Source organism: Marinomonas ostreistagni, from assembly GCF_016888445.1.
Taxonomy (GTDB): domain Bacteria; phylum Pseudomonadota; class Gammaproteobacteria; order Pseudomonadales; family Marinomonadaceae; genus Marinomonas; species Marinomonas ostreistagni.
The window spans coordinates 729,591-750,390 of sequence record NZ_JAFEKF010000002.1; the positions used below are offsets into that span (position 1 = coordinate 729,591).

At 50.5% G+C, this 20,800-nt stretch carries 14 protein-coding genes and 1 CRISPR repeat array; of the genes, 8 read left to right on the forward strand and 6 right to left on the reverse strand.

The genetic code is table 11. The features are described from left to right. The first annotated feature begins 4 nt into the window (after nucleotides 1-4). Nucleotides 5-568, forward strand: coding sequence for a type I-F CRISPR-associated endoribonuclease Cas6/Csy4 (gene cas6f / locus JQX58_RS08820; RefSeq protein ID WP_204146468.1), 564 nt, complete (start codon nucleotides 5-7; stop codon nucleotides 566-568). Nucleotides 569-698: 130 nt separating this feature from the next. Further along, a CRISPR array of direct repeats spans nucleotides 699-6,847; the repeat unit is 28 nt; unit sequence CTTCACCGCCGAACAGGCGGCTTAGAAA. Nucleotides 6,848-7,391: 544 nt separating this feature from the next. On the opposite strand, the gene JQX58_RS08825 is transcribed toward cas6f, so the two are convergent. Continuing rightward, on the reverse strand, nucleotides 7,392-8,153 hold the full coding sequence (locus JQX58_RS08825; RefSeq protein ID WP_204146469.1) for an EAL domain-containing protein: 762 nt from the start codon (nucleotides 8,151-8,153) through the stop codon (nucleotides 7,392-7,394). Between the two features lie 264 nt (nucleotides 8,154-8,417). Here JQX58_RS08825 and JQX58_RS08830 point away from each other — a divergent pair, with 264 nt between their 5' ends. Then, entirely contained in the window at nucleotides 8,418-9,344 is a 927-nt protein-coding gene (locus JQX58_RS08830; protein WP_204146470.1) for an AEC family transporter, read from the forward strand. A 13-nt stretch (nucleotides 9,345-9,357) separates the two neighbouring features. Here the strand turns inward: JQX58_RS08830 and JQX58_RS08835 are convergent, their stop codons facing one another. The 4 genes from JQX58_RS08835 to JQX58_RS08850 form a co-directional block, all read right to left on the reverse strand. Then, nucleotides 9,358-10,404, reverse strand: coding sequence for a Gfo/Idh/MocA family protein (locus JQX58_RS08835; RefSeq protein ID WP_204146471.1), 1,047 nt, complete (start codon nucleotides 10,402-10,404; stop codon nucleotides 9,358-9,360). A gap of 41 nt (nucleotides 10,405-10,445) precedes the next feature. Further along, nucleotides 10,446-11,111: a YceH family protein gene (locus tag JQX58_RS08840; RefSeq protein ID WP_204146472.1), complete on the reverse strand. Its 666-nt coding sequence runs from the start codon at nucleotides 11,109-11,111 to the stop codon at nucleotides 10,446-10,448. Nucleotides 11,112-11,333: 222 nt separating this feature from the next. Next, nucleotides 11,334-11,723, reverse strand: coding sequence for a DUF1801 domain-containing protein (locus JQX58_RS08845; protein ID WP_204146473.1), 390 nt, complete (start codon nucleotides 11,721-11,723; stop codon nucleotides 11,334-11,336). A 52-nt stretch (nucleotides 11,724-11,775) separates the two neighbouring features. Continuing rightward, nucleotides 11,776-12,921, reverse strand: coding sequence for a MalY/PatB family protein (locus JQX58_RS08850; protein WP_204146474.1), 1,146 nt, complete (start codon nucleotides 12,919-12,921; stop codon nucleotides 11,776-11,778). 324 nt (nucleotides 12,922-13,245) lie between these two features. Here JQX58_RS08850 and betI point away from each other — a divergent pair, with 324 nt between their 5' ends. The 6 genes from betI to galU all read left to right on the forward strand — a co-directional run bounded on the left by betI (nucleotide 13,246) and on the right by galU (nucleotide 19,695). After that, a complete protein-coding gene (gene betI, locus JQX58_RS08855) occupies nucleotides 13,246-13,833 on the forward strand; it encodes a transcriptional regulator BetI (protein ID WP_204146475.1) in 588 nt (195 codons plus the stop codon). Nucleotides 13,834-13,906: 73 nt separating this feature from the next. Beyond that, a complete protein-coding gene (locus JQX58_RS08860; protein WP_204146476.1) occupies nucleotides 13,907-14,842 on the forward strand; it encodes a choline ABC transporter substrate-binding protein in 936 nt (311 codons plus the stop codon). Nucleotides 14,843-14,935: 93 nt separating this feature from the next. Then, the gene (gene choW / locus JQX58_RS08865) at nucleotides 14,936-15,781 is read left to right on the forward strand and encodes a choline ABC transporter permease subunit (RefSeq protein WP_204146477.1); all 846 of its coding nucleotides are present in this window, start codon (nucleotides 14,936-14,938) and stop codon (nucleotides 15,779-15,781) included. Nucleotides 15,782-15,784: 3 nt separating this feature from the next. Beyond that, nucleotides 15,785-16,966 (forward strand): choline ABC transporter ATP-binding protein, encoded by a 1,182-nt coding sequence (gene choV / locus JQX58_RS08870; protein ID WP_204146478.1) that lies wholly within the window; start codon nucleotides 15,785-15,787, stop codon nucleotides 16,964-16,966. A gap of 290 nt (nucleotides 16,967-17,256) precedes the next feature. Beyond that, nucleotides 17,257-18,564 carry an MFS transporter gene (locus tag JQX58_RS08875; RefSeq protein ID WP_204146479.1) on the forward strand — a complete coding sequence of 436 codons (1,308 nt, stop codon included), beginning with the start codon at nucleotides 17,257-17,259 and terminating at the stop codon, nucleotides 18,562-18,564. A gap of 300 nt (nucleotides 18,565-18,864) precedes the next feature. Beyond that, nucleotides 18,865-19,695 carry a UTP--glucose-1-phosphate uridylyltransferase GalU gene (galU, locus tag JQX58_RS08880; protein ID WP_204146480.1) on the forward strand — a complete coding sequence of 277 codons (831 nt, stop codon included), beginning with the start codon at nucleotides 18,865-18,867 and terminating at the stop codon, nucleotides 19,693-19,695. 77 nt (nucleotides 19,696-19,772) lie between these two features. Here galU and JQX58_RS08885 read toward each other — a convergent pair whose 3' ends face one another. Next, the gene (locus JQX58_RS08885; protein ID WP_204146481.1) at nucleotides 19,773-20,564 is read right to left on the reverse strand and encodes an inositol monophosphatase family protein; all 792 of its coding nucleotides are present in this window, start codon (nucleotides 20,562-20,564) and stop codon (nucleotides 19,773-19,775) included. Nucleotides 20,565-20,800: the final 236 nt, after the last annotated feature.

Here is a 20,800-nt window from a genome sequence, read left to right on the forward strand (position 1 = left end):
AGTAATGGATTATTATTTAGATATTAAAATTCTAGAAGACCCTGAATTTACGGCTCCCATTCTTATGAATGCGTTGTTTAGCAAACTGCATCGCGCACTCGTCGAAGTATCTAACCATGATATTGGCGTTAGTTTTCCTGATGCGGGTAAAAAATCATTAGGTAAACGCTTAAGACTGCACAGTACTCAAGTAAAGCTATCTGAACTGGAGTCATTGCCATGGCGCAAAGGGTTAGGAGACTTTACTCAGGTATCCGACATTACTGAAGTTCCGAAAACAGGTGAGTATTGGCTAGTACAGCGTATTCATGTGCAAAGTAATCCTGATCGATTGCGTCGCCGAGCAATGAAGCGTCACGGGCTTAGCTACGAACAAGCGGTTGAGCAAATACCTGACAGCGCAGCGAAAGCACTAGATTTGCCTTTTGTGCGTATTAAGAGTCAATCAACAGGCGAGCAGTTTCCCTTATTTATCAAACAAACCGTGATTTCCGAAGGTTCTCAATCTAACGAAATACAGTTTTCAAAATATGGGCTGAGCTCGACAACGCCTGTGCCTAAGTTTTAACCCTTTATTTAGTGACGCCTGCCAAAGCCCGTAAATACGGGCTTTGCTTTTTTTCTGATAAAAAAGGGTGTTTTTGTGTCTGATAGACAAAGCTCTTTAACAATCAACTAGATACTGATAATTTTGTCTACTTCACCGCCGAACAGGCGGCTTAGAAAACTTGCGTTACACCGAAGTAATTCGCACGCAGCTTCACCGCCGAACAGGCGGCTTAGAAAACTGGCATCCAGTAGCGTGGAGATTGACAATTCTTCACCGCCGAACAGGCGGCTTAGAAAAGTTTGGTGATCTGCGGCCCATCCTTGAGCCACTTCACCGCCGAACAGGCGGCTTAGAAAATCTTGAGGCATTATGATATGCACCCCCAATACTTCACCGCCGAACAGGCGGCTTAGAAAATTAACGCTGCCATCGTGCGTATGGGATTTGGTCTTCACCGCCGAACAGGCGGCTTAGAAAGCAGCGGTGACGGCAAACGAGCGGCCGTCGATCTTCACCGCCGAACAGGCGGCTTAGAAATTCTTTTACTGGGAGGTTCGCACCAGATCCACCTTCACCGCCGAACAGGCGGCTTAGAAAAGATTTTTAAGTTGTGACGATCAGACATAACCCTTCACCGCCGAACAGGCGGCTTAGAAAAGACAAGAGCGGCCTGTGTAGCCGTTGCCCAGCTTCACCGCCGAACAGGCGGCTTAGAAAAGTAGGCATAGAAATTACTGGCGTATTCGAAGCTTCACCGCCGAACAGGCGGCTTAGAAAGCGCAGCGCATGACCTGTTATTGCTTCGTAAGCTTCACCGCCGAACAGGCGGCTTAGAAATCGACATCATGGCCCAGACAGAACGCCGCTTTCTTCACCGCCGAACAGGCGGCTTAGAAATTCGTATTCAGCGTGGCGCCTAATACCGTTGTCTTCACCGCCGAACAGGCGGCTTAGAAAGCAGGCGACCACGGCTAGAAAGAAGATGTACACTTCACCGCCGAACAGGCGGCTTAGAAATAGCCCATTCCAATACTTTAAATAACCGCTGTCTTCACCGCCGAACAGGCGGCTTAGAAACTGAATGGCCCAATCCATGGCGCTAGGAATTGCTTCACCGCCGAACAGGCGGCTTAGAAAGCAACCACAGTACCATTATTATTGACTGTAATCTTCACCGCCGAACAGGCGGCTTAGAAAACCTTAACTGGATCATTGGCATTAACTACTTCCTTCACCGCCGAACAGGCGGCTTAGAAATTACCGGTAATAGAGTGCAAAACCACAAAGTTCTTCACCGCCGAACAGGCGGCTTAGAAAATTAGCGTCTAGGCCGTCTATGTTCTTGGCTACTTCACCGCCGAACAGGCGGCTTAGAAATGTTCTTCTATAGGAGGACACTGTTCTTCTAACTTCACCGCCGAACAGGCGGCTTAGAAAATTAACGACATGGGATTGATCCCATCTAGCCCCTTCACCGCCGAACAGGCGGCTTAGAAACATGCCGTGAGCTTGTCGCCCGTCAGATCGGTCTTCACCGCCGAACAGGCGGCTTAGAAAGAAAGCATCGACCCCGAGCAAGCCAAGGCAGACTTCACCGCCGAACAGGCGGCTTAGAAACCTTATATGACGCAAGCGCAATGGGCGGAATACTTCACCGCCGAACAGGCGGCTTAGAAAATTAGCGTCTAGGCCGTCTATGTTCTTGGCTACTTCACCGCCGAACAGGCGGCTTAGAAATGAAAATACTGCCGATATTTACCGACCTGCTTCTTCACCGCCGAACAGGCGGCTTAGAAACGTAGTAGCCATACTGGATGGCGACGGCAATGCTTCACCGCCGAACAGGCGGCTTAGAAAGAAGTAGTTTGCGCGCAATGGATCATACTCATCTTCACCGCCGAACAGGCGGCTTAGAAAGGCGCGCTAAATTTGTGACCAATTGGTAACAACTTCACCGCCGAACAGGCGGCTTAGAAAAGCTATAGCCACTGGATCCATTGCCTCGATCCCTTCACCGCCGAACAGGCGGCTTAGAAATCGTCTTCGTATTTCTCGACCTGCACTTTGATCTTCACCGCCGAACAGGCGGCTTAGAAACCGAGTTTCGTAACGCTCGAATCATAAAGAAACTTCACCGCCGAACAGGCGGCTTAGAAATGCTCAATAAAAAGGTTTGTGTGTATCTCTGGCTTCACCGCCGAACAGGCGGCTTAGAAAAGCGCCAACTTAAAACCCTGGACCACAATACCCTTCACCGCCGAACAGGCGGCTTAGAAAGGTCAACGATTTTTACGATCAGTTCTTTGGCTCTTCACCGCCGAACAGGCGGCTTAGAAACTGAACAGGCCACCAAACCCCATACGCACAACTTCACCGCCGAACAGGCGGCTTAGAAAGTATCGCAACCGATCGAGGCGGAGATCACCACCTTCACCGCCGAACAGGCGGCTTAGAAATGCTTAACTGAGCCGTCAGACAATTCAGAAAGCTTCACCGCCGAACAGGCGGCTTAGAAAATAACCCTCGAATTTAGCAAACACAGCACCAACTTCACCGCCGAACAGGCGGCTTAGAAAGCGAGCTGATGGAAGGCCAGAGCCAAGGTAAGCTTCACCGCCGAACAGGCGGCTTAGAAAAAGGAGCGAGCAACACCCTTTGCAATGGCATTCTTCACCGCCGAACAGGCGGCTTAGAAAACATGGTTCTGAGTTCGAGTCACCACACATAAGCTTCACCGCCGAACAGGCGGCTTAGAAAACCCCAGTACTGAAGTCAACCACATCAACATACTTCACCGCCGAACAGGCGGCTTAGAAATGCCGCAACGTATCGCCGTTTTCGCGCAGGGTCTTCACCGCCGAACAGGCGGCTTAGAAATAAAGGTAATATAACGATCACTTACATCCGGACTTCACCGCCGAACAGGCGGCTTAGAAAATGTAGTTCTGACGGGCTAGGTCTGATTTCACCTTCACCGCCGAACAGGCGGCTTAGAAAATGTAGTTCTGACGGGCTAGGTCTGATTTCACCTTCACCGCCGAACAGGCGGCTTAGAAAACTGAATCTATCGCGCTTTGAAGTTCTTCGTTCTTCACCGCCGAACAGGCGGCTTAGAAACATGTCAGAAGAAAAAGTAATTATGTACAGCGCTTCACCGCCGAACAGGCGGCTTAGAAATGCAGCATGTCGTATTTGTGGCGGTCATAAATCTTCACCGCCGAACAGGCGGCTTAGAAATAGATGGCGTGCATATCTGCCATGCCGAATGTCTTCACCGCCGAACAGGCGGCTTAGAAAAGAGAATGACTAAAACGAAGAATGGTCAAGGTCTTCACCGCCGAACAGGCGGCTTAGAAAAGAGAATGACTAAAACGAAGAATGGTCAAGGTCTTCACCGCCGAACAGGCGGCTTAGAAATTTGCCTAGGATGACGCTAGACCAATGCAGCTCTTCACCGCCGAACAGGCGGCTTAGAAATGTAGCTGTAAGCGAATACAAGCATTTCTTGACTTCACCGCCGAACAGGCGGCTTAGAAATGTCGACGCAGGCCTAGGTTGCTAACAACTGCCTTCACCGCCGAACAGGCGGCTTAGAAATGCACAGATTCTCAAGTCTGACAAGCTCACAGCTTCACCGCCGAACAGGCGGCTTAGAAAGACGGAGATGTGGTGTTCATCGAAGTCATTGACTTCACCGCCGAACAGGCGGCTTAGAAAATCGCTGACGATAGTCTTGATTTCTCGCCCATCTTCACCGCCGAACAGGCGGCTTAGAAAATCAACTTCAACACGCCGACATGGCATGTTTCCTTCACCGCCGAACAGGCGGCTTAGAAATATCCGGCAGGCGCCGGCATGCATTACACAGACTTCACCGCCGAACAGGCGGCTTAGAAAGTTATCGAAATTCTCTCTGTCTGGGCCAAAGCCTTCACCGCCGAACAGGCGGCTTAGAAACAGAACGCCGGAAATGGTGGTGCTTATTTCACCTTCACCGCCGAACAGGCGGCTTAGAAAACACTGCGCAGCCAGCCGGAACACTACCAACGCTTCACCGCCGAACAGGCGGCTTAGAAATGTATCTGCGTTGACAGCAAAGTTGCCGTTATCTTCACCGCCGAACAGGCGGCTTAGAAAACGACCAGTGGGTATAGAAATTACTGGTGTATCTTCACCGCCGAACAGGCGGCTTAGAAACCCACCGAGCGCCATAGCCTGCATCTGACCATCTTCACCGCCGAACAGGCGGCTTAGAAATGGCATTTTAGCCTAACACCCAAGTTGGGTTTCTTCACCGCCGAACAGGCGGCTTAGAAAATCATTTCCGGCGTTCTGGGCTGGACATCAGTCTTCACCGCCGAACAGGCGGCTTAGAAATATTAGGTATCTCACCAGTGATGAGCAATCCACTTCACCGCCGAACAGGCGGCTTAGAAATTCCAAGTCGATACTATCGGCAAATTCTCTGACTTCACCGCCGAACAGGCGGCTTAGAAAGCGCTGTCATTGATGGCCGTAAGCGCTTTGAACTTCACCGCCGAACAGGCGGCTTAGAAAGTCATTTAGCGTTGTTTTTCCCAAATACTCAACTTCACCGCCGAACAGGCGGCTTAGAAACACACATCTACGTCATCATCAGTGAAGTGCAACTTCACCGCCGAACAGGCGGCTTAGAAAATTGAGATTCTTAACACTTACCTTAAATGTTTCTTCACCGCCGAACAGGCGGCTTAGAAAGACAGCGGCGGCGCGTTGTCCGGCACACGTTCCTTCACCGCCGAACAGGCGGCTTAGAAAGGAGTGGCGTTACGAGGAAGAGATCGATCAATCTTCACCGCCGAACAGGCGGCTTAGAAACGATGCAGTGCCGATGTAGATCAGCTGGCGTTCTTCACCGCCGAACAGGCGGCTTAGAAAGATCTCCACCGGCGTGATCACTTCGAGCGTGTCTTCACCGCCGAACAGGCGGCTTAGAAAGCGTGCTGAATTGCTTGAGGTCCCAGCTAAGCCTTCACCGCCGAACAGGCGGCTTAGAAAGATCAGTCGTCCCCACTCAAGAAGGGGCGTCACTTCACCGCCGAACAGGCGGCTTAGAAATATGCACGCAACGCGAGCGGCGCCGAGACTGTCTTCACCGCCGAACAGGCGGCTTAGAAAACGCCGCCCCACGCGGTCATGTGTGCAATGTCCTTCACCGCCGAACAGGCGGCTTAGAAAGACTACCCTTACGGATCGGCACGCAACGACAGCTTCACCGCCGAACAGGCGGCTTAGAAAGTATGACGGGAGCGCGAACTGGTCTTCCCATTCTTCACCGCCGAACAGGCGGCTTAGAAAAGATTATGGCCGTGGGCGCTGGTTTGCTTTCGCTTCACCGCCGAACAGGCGGCTTAGAAAGTATTCGTGGATTGCAGCTACATCTAAAACTGCTTCACCGCCGGACAGGCGGCTTAGAAAATCAACAGAGTTACAGTTAAGCGTTTGTAGCCCTTCACCGCCGGACAGGCGGCTTAGAAATGAAAGGTTCAGCTTTGTACTTGAAAGTTATACTTCACCGCCGAACAGGCGGCTTAGAAAAAGGATATTGGCCTAGTAGTTGCGGGCATTCCCTTCACCGCCGAACAGGCGGCTTAGAAATAACGGGCGACAAGCTGCAAGCATGGGCCAAACTTCACCGCCGAACAGGCGGCTTAGAAATATATGAAAATAAGAAGTTTTATACTGTTTCACTTCACCGCCGAACAGGCGGCTTAGAAAAACCGGGCTTTTTTTATGCCTCTCGATAATACCTTCACCGCCGAACAGGCGGCTTAGAAAAGCACACTACAAATACCCTGAGCCGTTTAACCCTTCACCGCCGAACAGGCGGCTTAGAAAGTTCCGACGAACTTTGAGCGAGTCGGCATGGTCTTCACCGCCGAACAGGCGGCTTAGAAATGCCCAAACACCGTCCGCTCTGTCCCGATAGCCTTCACCGCCGAACAGGCGGCTTAGAAACCCAGAAACTACAGACGCAAGTTTTTTGCCTGCTTCACCGCCGAACAGGCGGCTTAGAAATAGCGAAGTTCATTACCAAACGATGGGCAGGCGTTCACCGCCGGACAGGCGGCTTAGAAACATTGCGCGTGACCACGCCATGAAGCCATGAACTTCACCGCCGGACAGGCGGCTTAGAAACATTGCGCGTGACCACGCTATGAAGCCATGAACTTCACCGCCGGACAGGCGGCTTAGAAAAATACGATATTGCCTCTTCATTTTCTGAGCAGCTTCACCGCCGGACAGGCGGCTTAGGATTGCTAACCGAAAACCTTTTCTCCTAGAGGTGATTTTGGTCGCCGATGAAATCGCCTCGTACAAAGTGCTTGTTGGTCGCCGATGCAATCGCCTCGTACAAGGGCTTTTGGGTCGCCGATGCAATCGCCTCGTACAAGGGCTTTTGGGTCGCCGATGCAATCGCCTCGTACAAGGGCTTGTTGGTCGCCGATGCAATCGCCTCGTACAAAGGGCTTTTGGGTCGCCGATGCAATCGCCTCGAACAAAGGGCTTGTTGGTCGCCGATGCAATCGCCTCGAACAAAGGGCTTATCTCCCGCGGAAACCGCGGTCCTACAGGTAATTTGGTCGCCGATGAAATCGCCTCGTACAAAGGACTTATCTCCCGCGGAAACCGCGGTCCTACAGTAGACCTGGGTGGCCGATGCAATCGCCTAGTACAAGGGCTTTTGGGTCGCCGATGCAATCGCCTCGTACAAGGGCTTTTGGGTCGCCGATGCAATCGCCTCGTACAAAGGGCTTGTTGGTCGCCGATGCAATCGCTTCGTACATTGTACGAGGTGGGGTTAGTCTTCTGGCCAGTAGATGTCGGGGACGGCTTCGAAGCTGGGTTTGGCAAAGAGGAAGCCTTGGAAGAGGGTGATGCCCATGGCGCGTAGGGTGCGGTATTCGGCTTCGGTTTCGATGCCTTCGGCGATGATGCGTTGGCCGAGGTCGTTGAGTAGGTTGACGGTGTGTTGGACGATTTTCTGTTTGGTGGTGTCTTGATCGATGTCACGCACCAGTTGCATGTCGATTTTGCTGATGTCGACTTTGACGTCAGAGAGTAAGCCGAGGCCGTTGTAGCCGGAGCCGAAGTCGTCGATGGCGGTGGTGAAGCCAAGTTGTTGGTAGTGGTTGACGATGTTGATCAGGTGATCATGGTCGATGATGCGTTCGTTTTCGGTAAATTCGAAGATGATTTTACGTGGATCGAAATCGTAGTTTTTGGCCGCGGCGAGGGTGGTGCGGATGCACAGCTCGGGTTTGTAGACGGCATTAGGTAAAAAGTTGATACACAGGTAAGAGGTAATGCCGAGCTCGGCGGCCAGTTTGATGGCTTTAACACGACAGCTTTGGTCGAAGCGGTAGCGGTTGTCTTCGGTGACGTGTTTGAACACTTCGCCGGCGCCTTCGCCATTGGTGCCACGTACAAGGGCTTCTTTGGCGAATACAGTTTTGGTGGATACGTCGACAATCGGTTGAAACGCCATGCTGAAGTCAAAGCCAAGATCACATGCTTGTGCACATTCGCGGCATGCGAGTTCTTGAAAATCAATGGGCTGCATGGTGTTTCCTCTTGTCAGTGTAAGTAAAGTGAAGAATATCTGGGGCTATTTGTAAAGAAAATAGTCTTGTGTCAAAAAATTGATTTAATCAATTATTCTTGCCATATCTTATCTAGGTTAGTGGGTATTGGCTGTTTCATTCTCGACTTATCTATTCCTTTTATCCCCTTAAGAGCATATCGGTGGGATTAATTCGTTTGCGTTTACGCACGTGGCGTTAGTCTGCTGTATCATGCGTGCCTATCAGAGAGAGAGGGGATTGTGATGACGGTGTTTACGGCGATTTTGCCGGTCTTTTTATTGTTGTTGATGGGGGCGTTGCTGCAGCGTCAGCGTTTTCCATTTGAAGGGTTTTGGCAGGGCGTAGATAAGCTGGTGTATTGGTGCTTGTTTCCAGCGCTGTTGTTCACCAAAACCAGTGTGATTGATTTTAGTAATCCGATGCTGAGTCGCTATGCCATGACGTTGGTCGGGGCGATGGCGTGTACGGCGCTGTTTGTATTTGTGCTGGCGCGGGTGATTAAGCAGCCTAATCCGACCATTACGTCGATGGTGCAAGCAGGTGTGCGCTTTAATACGTTTGTGGCATTGGGTTTTGCTGAGCGTTTGTTTGGTACCGAGGGGTTGGCTCTGGCGGTGCTGGGCGCGGCGGTGTTGATTCCGAGTATTAATATCTTTTTGGTGATCTTTATGGTCACGATGCATGGCGACAAAGAGGTGTCGCTACCGAAGTTGGTCAGTAAGGAGCTGGTGAAGAATCCGCTGATCATGTCGATTGTGTGTGGCATTAGTCTGAATTTGTTGGGGCTAACACCGATTCCGATTGTGTCGGAGATGGTGGAGATGCTGTCACGTGCGACCTTGCCGTTGGTGTTGCTGGCAGTGGGTGCGGGCGTTCGTTTGACGACTATTCGCGGTGTTGGGCTGCCATTTTGGATCTCTAGTGCGGGGCGCTTTTTAGTGTTCCCAGCGGGGATTTTATTGGCCTGTCATCTGCTCGGCATTAGTGGCTTGGCGGCGTATGTGGCGTTGCTGTTTGGTTTGGTGCCGACGGCGCCGTCAGGTTATGCCTTGGCGCGTCAGTTAGGCGGCGATGCGGAGCGTATTGCGGTATTTATTACGTTGCAAACGGCGATGTCGTTGGTCACGGTGCCGGTCAGTATGGCACTGGCCCAGCGTTGGCTGGGCTAGTGCGCTAGACAATTTAGTGTTGGTGGTGGGCGTGCTCGTGATGATGGTGCTCGATATCGCAGTCATGATCACAGGGCTCTGGCTCACCCGGGTAGTAGACGCCGATATCTTGGCGAATTTCGTCCATGGTGGCGAGTAGGTTGAGGGTGTCTTGCCAGCTGTGATTTGGGCTCTGTGTCAGGCCTTCTTCGATACAGCGGTTCACTTCTTCGACTTCAAATTGGTAGCCAAGACCTGGGAAGTCAAATTCGATATTGTGCTCGGCGCCGCCGTCTTTCACCAGTGTCAGGGATTTGGCAAGGTGCCAGTTGTGACCAAATTCGATGTAGCCGTCGCTGCCAGATAAGATGGCGCGGTTAGGCTGTTGGCTGACGATGGAGGATTCAAGTGACGCCATTTGGCCATCGTCCCAGCCGAGCAGTAGTTGCTCAAACACATCGACATCGGTATCGCCGACTAAGGCTTGGTTTTGCATGAAGTCAGGCTTACCAAAGAATAGCTGCGCTAAAAAGATCGGGTAAATGCCCACGTCTAGTAATGCACCGCCACCCAGTTCTTTGTTTAGCAAGCGGCCATTTGGGTCCTGTGAGCCTTTGAAGCAGAGGCTGGCTTGGATGCTTTGTAGTGTGCCGATTTCCCCTTCTTCGATCCATTCTAAGGCTTGCTCAACCGCTGGATTAAAGCGCGTCCACATGGCTTCCATGACAAACACTTCATGCTCGGCGGCTAGGTCAAATAGCTCGGCCGCTTGGGCTTCATTTAAGGTAAATGGTTTTTCACACAGCACGGATTTGCCCGCGAGGATGCAGGCTTTGGTGAGTTCGTAGTGAAGGCTGTGAGGCACGCCTAAATAGATAACATCCACTTCGTGGCTGTTGATTAAGGAGAAATAGTCGACCATGGCTAGGTCGATGTTAAAGCGCTCGGCAAAGTCATCGGCGCTCTGTTTATTGCGTGAGGCGACTGCGCGCAATTCACCGGTTTTAGCGTAAGCAAAATCCGCGGCAAAGGCTTGCGCGATCGTGCCTGTCCCAATTATTCCCCAGCGTACTTCATTCATCACAGGCTCCTCAGTGGGCGTTTTTCGTTGCGTATCCAGTATTATAGTTCAGCGTTGCCTTCAAGGGCAGCTAAGCGTTGGTGCAAATCTTGGACAAGTTGTTCTAGGGTTGCGACGCGTTGTTCAAGCTCGGCTGATGTGTTTGGTGCAACGGTCGCTGCGTCATTGTCAGCGGCGGCGCTGGGTTCATTGTTTTCAAAGCAAAACAGCTCTTGGTAGCGGGCTTCTCGCTTGCCAGGTTCGCGCGGCAGTTGTTCAACAAAGGGGCCGTGGATATTGTCGCGCAGGGCATTTAGGCTTTGCTCGACCTCTTGAATGCTGGCAAACGCATGTAAGCGGCCGCTGCGTGAGCGCAACTCGCCAGGTGTCTGTGGGCCGCGTAGAAGTAATAGGCAGACGATTGCGGTTTGGCCGGCATCAAATTGCAGGTCAGAAAACTCAGTATTGCAAAAGCGATGCTGGTATTTGGGTACGCGGCTGCCGTTGTGAAACACTTCGGTGACCAGACCGCGGGCGACTAGGCCATCGACGCTGTTTTGTACGTCTAGATCATCGTAGCTGACGACTGGGTCGCGGCTGGATTTTTGGTTGCAGGCGTTGCTTAGGGCGTTGAGCGTCATCGGATAATGGTCCGGGGTGACGATGGACTTTTCGATTAGGCTGCCGATGATGCGGGCTTCCTTGGCAGTCAGGTGGTGGTGCGACATATAGCTCTCCTATGACGACGAATCCTTTTGCCTTTACGTTAAAATTAAAAGCCAGAAATAACAATGATTTAAAGCGCTTATTCAGCGGTTTTTTAGAGTATTAGTGTGCTTGTGTCAGCGACGCTATGGCGGGTAGCCAAGCGCGGCGTGAGCACAGGTGCGTGGTGGGCACTTAGCAGACGTGTGGGTTTAGGCTGCTAAGGTAACGGCTGGGTTGGGGTACTAATGTAAGGAAAAGTCCAAGGGTTGTTGGCGTTGGATATCGACTTTAAGCATCGCTAGAAGCTCCACTAAAACGTTTAAATTGACTTCGTCTAAGTTGTCGATGATTAAGCAATGATCGCCAAGATGGACGTGATTAAGACGCTCTAAGTAGCTTGATAGTTCTAGTTCGCTGCTGTGGTACAGGCTTAAGCTTTTTTGATGGGGCACTAGGGCAAAGGCCCAGCGTTGGCCCAGATAAAAGACGCGTACGCCTTGTTCGGGGATGACTTTCGCCTCGGGGGCGATGGCAAAGATCAGTTCATTGAGTGTATCAAGATCGGTGTTTACATCGTCATTTGGGGTTGGGCTCGGACTCTCGAGGGCCGATAGATCAAGGGTCGTCAACATAGACACCTCCACGTAGGGCAATTAAATGACGTATGTTGACGACGGGTAGACGTTACGACAGGGAATCCAGTGCAGTCAAAATACGGTGCATCGCGTTTTGTAGTTGTTGTCGCGAACATCCAAAGTTTAGGCGAATAAAGCCCGGTGCGCCAAAACCTTCACCATCAGAAATACCGACACCAGCCTCTAAAAAGAACTTGTGCGGGTCCTCAAGTGAATAGTCACTCACATCCAACCAAGCTAAATAAGTAGCATCATGATCGGCCATCTTGATACGCGTACCCGCGATGGCGTGACGAATATAATCACGATTGCCAGTCAAATAGTCGAGTAACTGCGCGTGCCAAGTTTGGCCATCACTGTAGGCGGCTTCGGCAGCCACTAGGGCGAGCAAATTTGGTGCAGGGATGAGCGCAGCACGCGCTTGATTGAAGCGTTGGCGCAATTTGGCGTTGCTTATTACGGCAAACGCATAACCAAGCCCTGCGATGTTAAAGGTCTTCGATGGCGCCATCAGGGTGACACTGCGCTGGGCGGCATCGTCATTCAAGCTAGCAAAGGGGATGTGTGGCTGGTCATTTAAAATCAAATCGCAATGTATTTCATCGGAGACGACGATGAGGTCATGTTGCTCAGCAAGCGCATGGATGGCTTCAAGCTCTTGGCGTGTATAGACCGTGGCACCTGGGTTGTGCGGGTTGCACAGCAAGATCATTTTGGCATCAGGCTGCTGGCAAGCTTGCGCGAGCGTGTCTAAATCCACTGACCAACGATTCCCTTTGAGTACAAAGGAAATTCTGTCTAGTTCTCGATCAGCCATCTCTGGCGCTTTGGTTAAATGATAGTAAACAGGGCTAGGAACGATCACGCGATCGCCTTTTTCGGTCAGAGCGCGTACGCACAAGTGTAGTGCGCATACCAATCCAGGCAAGTGCACGATGTGGGCGCTGTGTGGCTGCCATTGATAGCGCTCCTGGCAGTGTGCCTGAATCGCAGAAACCAGTGATTTAGGGGCGAACGTGTAGCCAAATACGCCATCTTGGACGCGTTCTTGCAAAGCGTCCTTCACACATTGAGGGGCTTCGAAATCCATATCAGCAATCCACATCGGAATCACGTCCTCAGGATACTTACTCCACTTGTCACTGTGGCTTTGGGTTCGGTCAATAATTTCGTCGAAATGGGACGCCTGACTCATATACACTCCTAGTGTGGTGAAAAGACGGTTTGCACATTGCAGATTTGATACTGCCACACCTGTGTTGATAGAGACATTTAAGTGCTTCAGAGTGGCGTTTTTAGATAACTTATGTGTAGGAACTTAGCGTAGCGTCTATAAAGTGAACAACTTTCGTAGAAATGTGTAAAAAATTTTTTAGAGCGCTATTCCTTGCGTAGCAAGACTTCCAGAGCATTCGGTTATTTGACGCCAAATCTTTAGAGCTATTAAGGGTTGACCATTACCTTTTGATCTGTCTACTATAGTTTTTATTAAATGGTTGTTTAATTAAAAGGAATCCAGATGCCTAAAGTTGGAATGCCAGAAATACGAAAGCCGCAGTTGATAGAAGCAACCATTTCCGCTATCGACGAATTAGGGTTTCCTGGCGCAACGGTAAGCGTAATTAGCAAAAAAGCGGGGGTGTCTCCGGCGATCATTAATCACTACTTCGGTGGTAAAGATGGTCTGCTTGAAGAAACCATGCGCAGTCTAATTAAGGAGTTTTTTGAGGTGTTGCAGCGTGAGCAACTACAAGTGCGTAGCGGCAACACCTTTGATAAAGCCATGGCGATTGTGCGGGCCAGTATTAGCCAGTCACAAACGCATCCGCAAGTGGTCAAAGCCTGGATGGGTTTTTGGGCCTCGGCGATGCATAAGCCAGCTTTGTTTCGATTACAGAAAGTTTATTCACGTCGATTGCAGACCTGTTTGGTGGTGGTTTTTCGTGAGCGCTTTCCGATAGAGCGTGCACGAGAGGTTGCCTTTACAGTGGCGGCAATGATTGACGGTATGTGGCTACGAGGCTCCCTTGCGGGAGGCATCGATAATGAGCATGCCGCCAATATGATCAACGAGTATATTTCGTTGGTGTTAAATCAGCCGAACTGAGCGCTACCTAAGGACAGTAGCGAGTTTGGTTGAGCGTGAAACGAATGACGAATGAATCCACGGGAGATAGATTATGAAGAATTTCAGTCGCGCTACATTAGCTTTATGCATTGCTGGAGCCTCGTCACTGTCGATGGCGGCAGAGCAGTGTTCCACTGTACGTTTCTCGGATGTTGGCTGGACCGACATCACGGCAACCACAGCGATCGCTTCAACAGTGCTTGACGGTCTAGGCTATGAAACCAAAACACAACTATTGTCCGTGCCGGTAACGTATACGTCACTTGCCAACAATGATATCGATATTTTCCTAGGTAACTGGATGCCAACCATGGAGGCGGATATCGCACCGTATCTAGAAGCTGGCACCGTGGAAGATCTAGGACCAAACCTTACCGGTGCTAAGTACACGCTAGCGGTGAGCCAAGCGGCTTACGATGGTGGTGTGACAAGCTTCGAAGATATCGCTGAGCATGCCCGTGAGTTCAGTGGTCGTATCTACGGTATCGAGCCTGGTAACGATGGTAACCGTCTGATTCAGAGCATGATCGACGAAGATGCCTTTGGTTTAGGTGACTTTCAGCTAGTCGAGTCGAGCGAGGCGGGCATGCTGTCGCAGGTGAACCGTAACGCACGCCGTGACAAGTGGATTGTCTTCTTAGGCTGGGAGCCACACCCAATGAACGCTAACTTTGATATGGCTTATCTAGACGGTGGTGATGATTACTTCGGCCCTAACTACGGTGGCGCGAATGTTCACACGAACGTACGCAAAGGCTACCTTGAAGAATGTCCAAATGTTGGCAACTTGTTAACCAATCTTAACTTTACCCTCGAAATGGAAAACGAGGTGATGAGCTTGATCTTAGACGAAGGTCAAAAGCCTGAAGCCGCAGCCGCTCAATGGCTGAAACAAAATCCAGCGGTGTTGGATACTTGGTTAGAAGGCGTCTCTACTCAATCTGGCGATAACGGCCTAGCGGCTGTGAAAGGCTCTCTCGGCCTCTAAATACGCGCTCCCCCTGTTTGTTGTAATTGCTTACTAAGGCACCCTTTTTAGGGTGTCTCGGTAACGGCTGTAAGTTTTTTGGAGATCTCGCGTATGAATTGGCTAACTGAGCATAAAATTCCCCTTGGCGATACGATGGAAACCTTTGTTAACTGGTTGATCGATGTTGCTTCTTTCTTTTTCGACTTTATTTCAATCACTCTAGAAACCATGATTTTTGCCATGGTCGATGGCCTAGAATGGATGAACCCTTTTGCCGTCGTGGCGATCGTTCTAGCGTTTGTCTGGTGGCTGCACCGTAGTCTGCCGATGCTGGCATTTGTTACGCTGGCGTTTTTATTGATTATGAACCTAGGCTACTGGCAAGAAACTATCCAAACCTTGGTGTTGGTGGTGACGGCGACCATGATCAGTGTCTTGATCGGCGTGCCGATCGGTATTGCGGCGGCGCACCGTCCATTGTTGTACACGATTTTGCGCCCAATTTTGGATTTGATGCAGACCATTCCAACGTTTGTGTACTTGATCCCAACCTTGATTCTATTCGGTCTTGGCTATGTGCCGGGTCTGATCTCAACCATTATTTTTGCCATCGCCGCACCGATTCGTTTGACTTACTTAGGCATTAGTAAGGTGCCTAATGAGCTGCGTGAAGCCGGCTTGGCCTTTGGTTGCACCAAATCCAAATTACTCTACCGCGTGGAGTTGCCAGCGGCGATGCCAAGCATCATGGCGGGTGTGACCCAATGTATCATGCTGTCACTTTCGATGGTGGTGATCGCGGCGCTAGTTGGCGCAGATGGTCTGGGTAAACCTGTGGTACGTGCGCTAAATACGGTGAATATTTCGCAAGGCTTTGAGGCGGGTGTGGCGATCGTGTTGGTGGCCATCATGCTGGATCGCATCTGTAAAACACCTAATTCAAAGGCGGAGGGTTAAGTTATGCCAATGGTTCAAATTGAACATCTAGACATTGTCTTTGGTAACCAGATGCGCGAGTCACTGCGCTTGTTAGACAAAGGCATGAGCCGCCCTGAGATTTTGGCCCGCACGGGTGATGTGGTCGGTGTGCAGGATGCCACTATCTCAGTAGAAGAAGGTGAGATTTGTGTGTTGATGGGGCTGTCAGGCTCGGGTAAATCGACCCTGTTGCGCGCTATCAATGGGCTTAACAAAGTCGCTCGCGGCCGCTGCTTGGTCAAAGACGGTGAACGCATGGTCGATATGGCCAAGTGCGATGAAAATACTTTACGCCATATGCGTACCAATCGCGTGTCCATGGTGTTTCAAAGCTTTGCCTTGATGCCTTGGTTGACGGTTCTGGAGAACGTGGCTTTTGGTCTTGAAATGCAAGGCGTGCCGAAAAAAGAGCGTGAAGAGCGTGCTAACAAGCAGCTGAAAATGGTCGGCCTATACGATTGGCGTGATAAAAAACCAGATGAATTGTCGGGTGGTATGCGCCAACGTGTCGGTTTAGCGCGCGCTTTTGTGATGGACTCGGATATTCTATTAATGGACGAACCGTTTTCTGCCTTGGACCCGTTGATTCGTTCTCAGTTGCAAGATGAGCTGATCGAGCTGCAAAAACGCTTAAAGAAAACCATCATCTTTGTGAGTCACGATTTGGACGAGGCGCTTAAGATCGGCTCTAAGATTGCCATTATGGAGTCGGCGCGCATCATCCAAGAAGATGTGCCAGAGCAGATTGTGCTCAACCCAGCGACCGAGTATGTGGAGAAATTTGTGGCGCACACGAATCCATTGAATGTGTTGCGCGGTAATGCCCTGATGACGCCGATCGATCAAGTGGCGCAGCTAGATGGCTGGTACCATGTTAATGAGCACTTGAGTTTAGACATCCAAGACGGCCAGCTCAAAGCAGCCAGTTCTCATGGTCAAAATGTGGCGATCAGCCAGTGGCACGAAGGCATGGCGATCGAAGACATGCCAGAGCAAAGCGTGGTTACGGTGCCGGTGGATGTGTCGATGCGCGATGCGGTTGAAATTCGTTATCACACCAAGCTTCCCTTGGTGCTTGAGCGTGATGGCAAGTGTGTCGGGGTTTTGGGGGATCATCAGTTTTATCATGCACTGCTGGGTAAACATTTCAGCCGTGCGTCTTAGCGCTTAATGCGTCACCAGTTTGGTGAAGTCAAAATGAAGGCCGGTGCGCCGCGGCTTAGCAAGGAATGCTAACCACGGTGAATTCTGTAGGGGAAGGTCGGTCTTTGTTTTGATGGATCCGCTTTATTAGGAAGGCATTAGATCTGTGAGGGTCTAGTGCCTTTTTTGTATGGGCTAAAGCTTGCAATTGCTCTTTTAAGAGAGCGCTAATGTGATTAGACTTTAACCACTTTTAAGCTGTTTAATAAACGCTTTATGTGCCCGCTGAAATGACATTGGAAGGTTGATTCATGTTTAAGCAAACCCTGTTGCCGATTTGGAGTCTGTTGTTTGGTATCGCCATTATTACCATGGCCGGTGCGCTGCAAGGCTCGTTATTAGGTATTCGTGCATCGATTGAAGAGTTCAATACCACCGCCACGGGTTTGATCATGTCGGCGTACTATGTGGGCTTTATCCTAGGCTCGCTGCTGGTGCCAACCTGGGTCAAAAATGTCGGCCATATTCGAGTGTTTGCTGCCGTGGCTTCTATGGCGTCGATCACCATTTTGCTGCAGTCGCTGGTCGTTAACCCATGGTTTTGGATGCTGATGCGTATGGGCACAGGTCTGTGTTACGCGGCACTGTTTATCGTTACCGAAAGTTGGCTCAATGCCATCGCCACCAATAATACCCGCGGGCGTTTATTTTCGATCTACATCATTGAGGTGTGGGCCAGCCAAACCTTGTCGCAATTCTTGCTCAACGTGGGCTCGCCTAGCGGCTTTGATCTGTTTATTTTGACCTCGGTGCTGATTTCGTTGGCGCTGGTGCCGCTGTTGATGGTGCGCACGCCCTCGCCAACCATCGAGGTGCCGGAGAAGCTGAATATTTTAGGCTTGATCAAAACCGCGCCTTTAGGTGCCAGTGGCGCGTTTGTCGCAGGCCTTACTGCTGGTGCGTTATTAGGTTTAGCGGCGCTGTATGGTAAAAGTATTGGGCTTAATATTGCCGAAATCTCGCTGTTTGTGGGGGCTAGCTACTTAGGTGGGATGATTCTTCAGTGGCCGATTGGTAAACTATCGGATCGCCAAGACCGGCGCATGACCATTCTTTGGGTGGGCGTTGTGGGGGCCATCATGGCGCTAACGGTGCCGCTTGGCCAAGGTATGGACAGCTTTGCTTTGATGTTGGTGGGTATGTTTTTGGCGGGCGCGTTTACGTTCCCCATGTATGCGCTGTCGTCATCCCATATGAATGATCAACTGCGCCCTGAGCAAGTATTGTCTGCCAGTAGTGGCTTGATTTTATTCAACGGTGCCGGCGGTGTGATCGGGCCGTTGGTGGCGTCTTTTATGATGGATGTGGTGAGCGTCAATGCGCTGTTTTGGTACCTAGGCGCCATGAACCTAACCATCGCTGTCTATGCCTACTACCGTATTAAAGTCACACCGCCGACGGTGATCGAAGATCAGGGTGATCACGTGCATGTGGGCATCGCGGTGTCACCGGTCGTGACGGCGGAGATGTTGTCAGAAGCGGACTCTGGTTCCATGAGTAATCAAACGCCTGAGCCAGAAGAGATGGAACAGGCGCAAGAGGGCGAGTTGAAGCTTTGATACATCAATTCTGCTTTTATTGCACAAGGTTTGCCGTAAGGTGTCAGCCAAGTGTGTAGAATTAGTTTTATTATTTAGATGATTTTGGCCTAATCGGTGGCACGCTATGTGCAACTCATTAGGTGCGATAAGTAAAACCTACAAAAGGCCGTCAGTGCCATAGGCCTGATTGGGCGGCGTTAGGAGATAACGCGACACAGTGTGCTCATCATACTGTCATCCGATCAGTGTTAAGTTAATGAGGTCTGCTGTTGTTTTAGTTGTATGAGCGGCCCATTCGTTTTTAGAGAAGGAAGAATTATGATTCGTAAATGTTTATTCCCTGTTGCAGGATACGGCACGCGCTTTTTGCCAGCAACAAAGTCGATGCCTAAAGAGATGCTGCCAGTCGTAAACAAGCCGTTGGTACAATACGGTGTTGAGGAAGCGGTGGAAGCAGGTTTAGAAAACATTACGTTTGTAACTGGCCGTGGCAAGCGTTCGATTGCTGACCACTTTGACATCAGTTACGAAGTCGAGCATCAAATTGCCGGCACAGCCAAAGAAGAGTACCTAACCGGTATTCGTCATTTGATCGACACGGTGAACTTCTCGTTCATCCGTCAGCATGAAATGAAAGGTCTAGGCCATGCGATCCTTACTGGTGAGTCTTTAATCGGTGACGAGTCGTTTGGTGTAGTGCTAGCAGACGATTTATGTATTGGTGGTGAATACGACGGCGTGATGGCGCAGATGGTGAAATTGCACAAGCAATTCCGTTGCTCAATCGTCGCGATTCAAGAAGTGCCAGAAGACGAAGCCCATAAATACGGCGTGATCGCCGGTGAAGCCATGAGTGATGGTATTTTCCGTATCACTGACATGGTTGAGAAACCACCAAAAGGCGAAGCGCCTTCGAACCTAGCGATCATTGGTCGTTACATCCTAACGCCGGATATCTTTGATAAGATTCGCGAAACACCACCAGGCAAAAATGGTGAAGTGCAGATCACCGATGCGATCCTACGCCAAGCGCAAGAAGGTTGTGTGTTGGGCTATAAATTCAAAGGTCGCCGCTTTGACTGTGGTAGTGTGGATGGCTTCGTTGAAGCAACCAACTACTGCTACGAAAACATTTACAAAGCTAAGTAAGATCTATACTTACTTAAGTTTTAAGCAAAAAAAAGCCAGCTCATGGAGCTGGCTTTTTTGTGTCCGTCTAACAAGGATTAGCCATTAAGCTGCTTGTTAAGGATCGGTAATAGGTATTTGAATAGGCGTGGATTAGCACACAAAACGTGACCACTTTCGTAGTTTGGTGAGCCGTCAAATCCTGCAAATAGGCAGCCTGCTTCTTTAGCGATGAACAGTGGTGCTTGCACTTCCCATTCACGTAGGTCTAGGCCCCAAGCAGCATCTAAGCGACCCGCCGCAACGTTGGCTAGCATCAGTGCTGGTGCGTCTTGCATCATCACGCGAGCGCCTTTATGGGCAACTTCTTCTAGCACTTTAAATTGACCAGCGGCGTACGCGATCGTGGTTTCGGTGCCAGGGAATTGTGAGCCAAGAGTGGTGTTTTCTAGCGAGCGAGCGCCGCCAGTACGGATACGAGAATTGTTTAGGTAAGCGCCACGGCCTTTGCTGGCATAGAACTCATCACGCGTCGCTGGGTTAACCATAAGCGCGTGTTCCACTTTACCCGCAACAAGGTAACTGATGGTGATCACGTGACCTGGAAGGCTACGTGTAAACAGGTGCTGACCTTGGATGGCATCGATGATCCATTCGCCTTCGTTGCCTTCTTGTACTGAGCCTTGTAGACGCGTGGTAATCGTGTCTGCTGGGTAGGCTTTTTCTAGGTGGTGAACGATAGTGCGTTCAGCGCCTTGGCATACGTTTTGGTAGACTTCGTTGGCGTTTTGGCCCTGTTCTTTGTCGAATAGGAACTTTTCTTGCGCGTGAAGGATGAAGTCGGCGGCAGCGCGAGCCGCTTTCATAGCGACATTAATTCGTGGTTGCATGGGATACCATTTATTGAATCAATAGGGCAGCATCTGTCTTTTGGACAGTCTGTTGCGGTTATAGTGTTAAAGAGCGTGTTGATACGATGTAGCTTTTAGGTATCAATCTTTGTGGGCGCGAATTCTAGCCCAAATGGCGCTCCTAATCCAGTGAAAAGATGGTTAAATTCTGTCCAAATGCTGGGTTAATGGCAAATCTCTGATAACATGGGCGCCTTATTGCTTTTTAGAGATTT

Excerpts from the sequence above, each read along its gene's own strand:
- JQX58_RS08850 (WP_204146474.1), bottom strand. The coding sequence starts at position 12,921 with ATGAGTCAGGCGTCCCATTTCGACGAAATTATTGACCGAACCCAAAGC.
- betI (WP_204146475.1), top strand. The coding sequence starts at position 13,246 with ATGCCTAAAGTTGGAATGCCAGAAATACGAAAGCCGCAGTTGATAGAA.
- JQX58_RS08845 (WP_204146473.1), bottom strand. The coding sequence starts at position 11,723 with ATGTTGACGACCCTTGATCTATCGGCCCTCGAGAGTCCGAGCCCAACC.
- JQX58_RS08875 (WP_204146479.1), top strand. The coding sequence starts at position 17,257 with ATGTTTAAGCAAACCCTGTTGCCGATTTGGAGTCTGTTGTTTGGTATC.
- galU (WP_204146480.1), top strand. The coding sequence starts at position 18,865 with ATGATTCGTAAATGTTTATTCCCTGTTGCAGGATACGGCACGCGCTTT.
- JQX58_RS08840 (WP_204146472.1), bottom strand. The coding sequence starts at position 11,111 with ATGTCGCACCACCACCTGACTGCCAAGGAAGCCCGCATCATCGGCAGC.
- JQX58_RS08830 (WP_204146470.1), top strand. The coding sequence starts at position 8,418 with ATGACGGTGTTTACGGCGATTTTGCCGGTCTTTTTATTGTTGTTGATG.
- choW (WP_204146477.1), top strand. The coding sequence starts at position 14,936 with ATGAATTGGCTAACTGAGCATAAAATTCCCCTTGGCGATACGATGGAA.
- JQX58_RS08885 (WP_204146481.1), bottom strand. The coding sequence starts at position 20,564 with ATGCAACCACGAATTAATGTCGCTATGAAAGCGGCTCGCGCTGCCGCC.
- JQX58_RS08835 (WP_204146471.1), bottom strand. The coding sequence starts at position 10,404 with ATGAATGAAGTACGCTGGGGAATAATTGGGACAGGCACGATCGCGCAA.
- choV (WP_204146478.1), top strand. The coding sequence starts at position 15,785 with ATGCCAATGGTTCAAATTGAACATCTAGACATTGTCTTTGGTAACCAG.
- JQX58_RS08825 (WP_204146469.1), bottom strand. The coding sequence starts at position 8,153 with ATGCAGCCCATTGATTTTCAAGAACTCGCATGCCGCGAATGTGCACAA.
- cas6f (WP_204146468.1), top strand. The coding sequence starts at position 5 with ATGGATTATTATTTAGATATTAAAATTCTAGAAGACCCTGAATTTACG.
- JQX58_RS08860 (WP_204146476.1), top strand. The coding sequence starts at position 13,907 with ATGAAGAATTTCAGTCGCGCTACATTAGCTTTATGCATTGCTGGAGCC.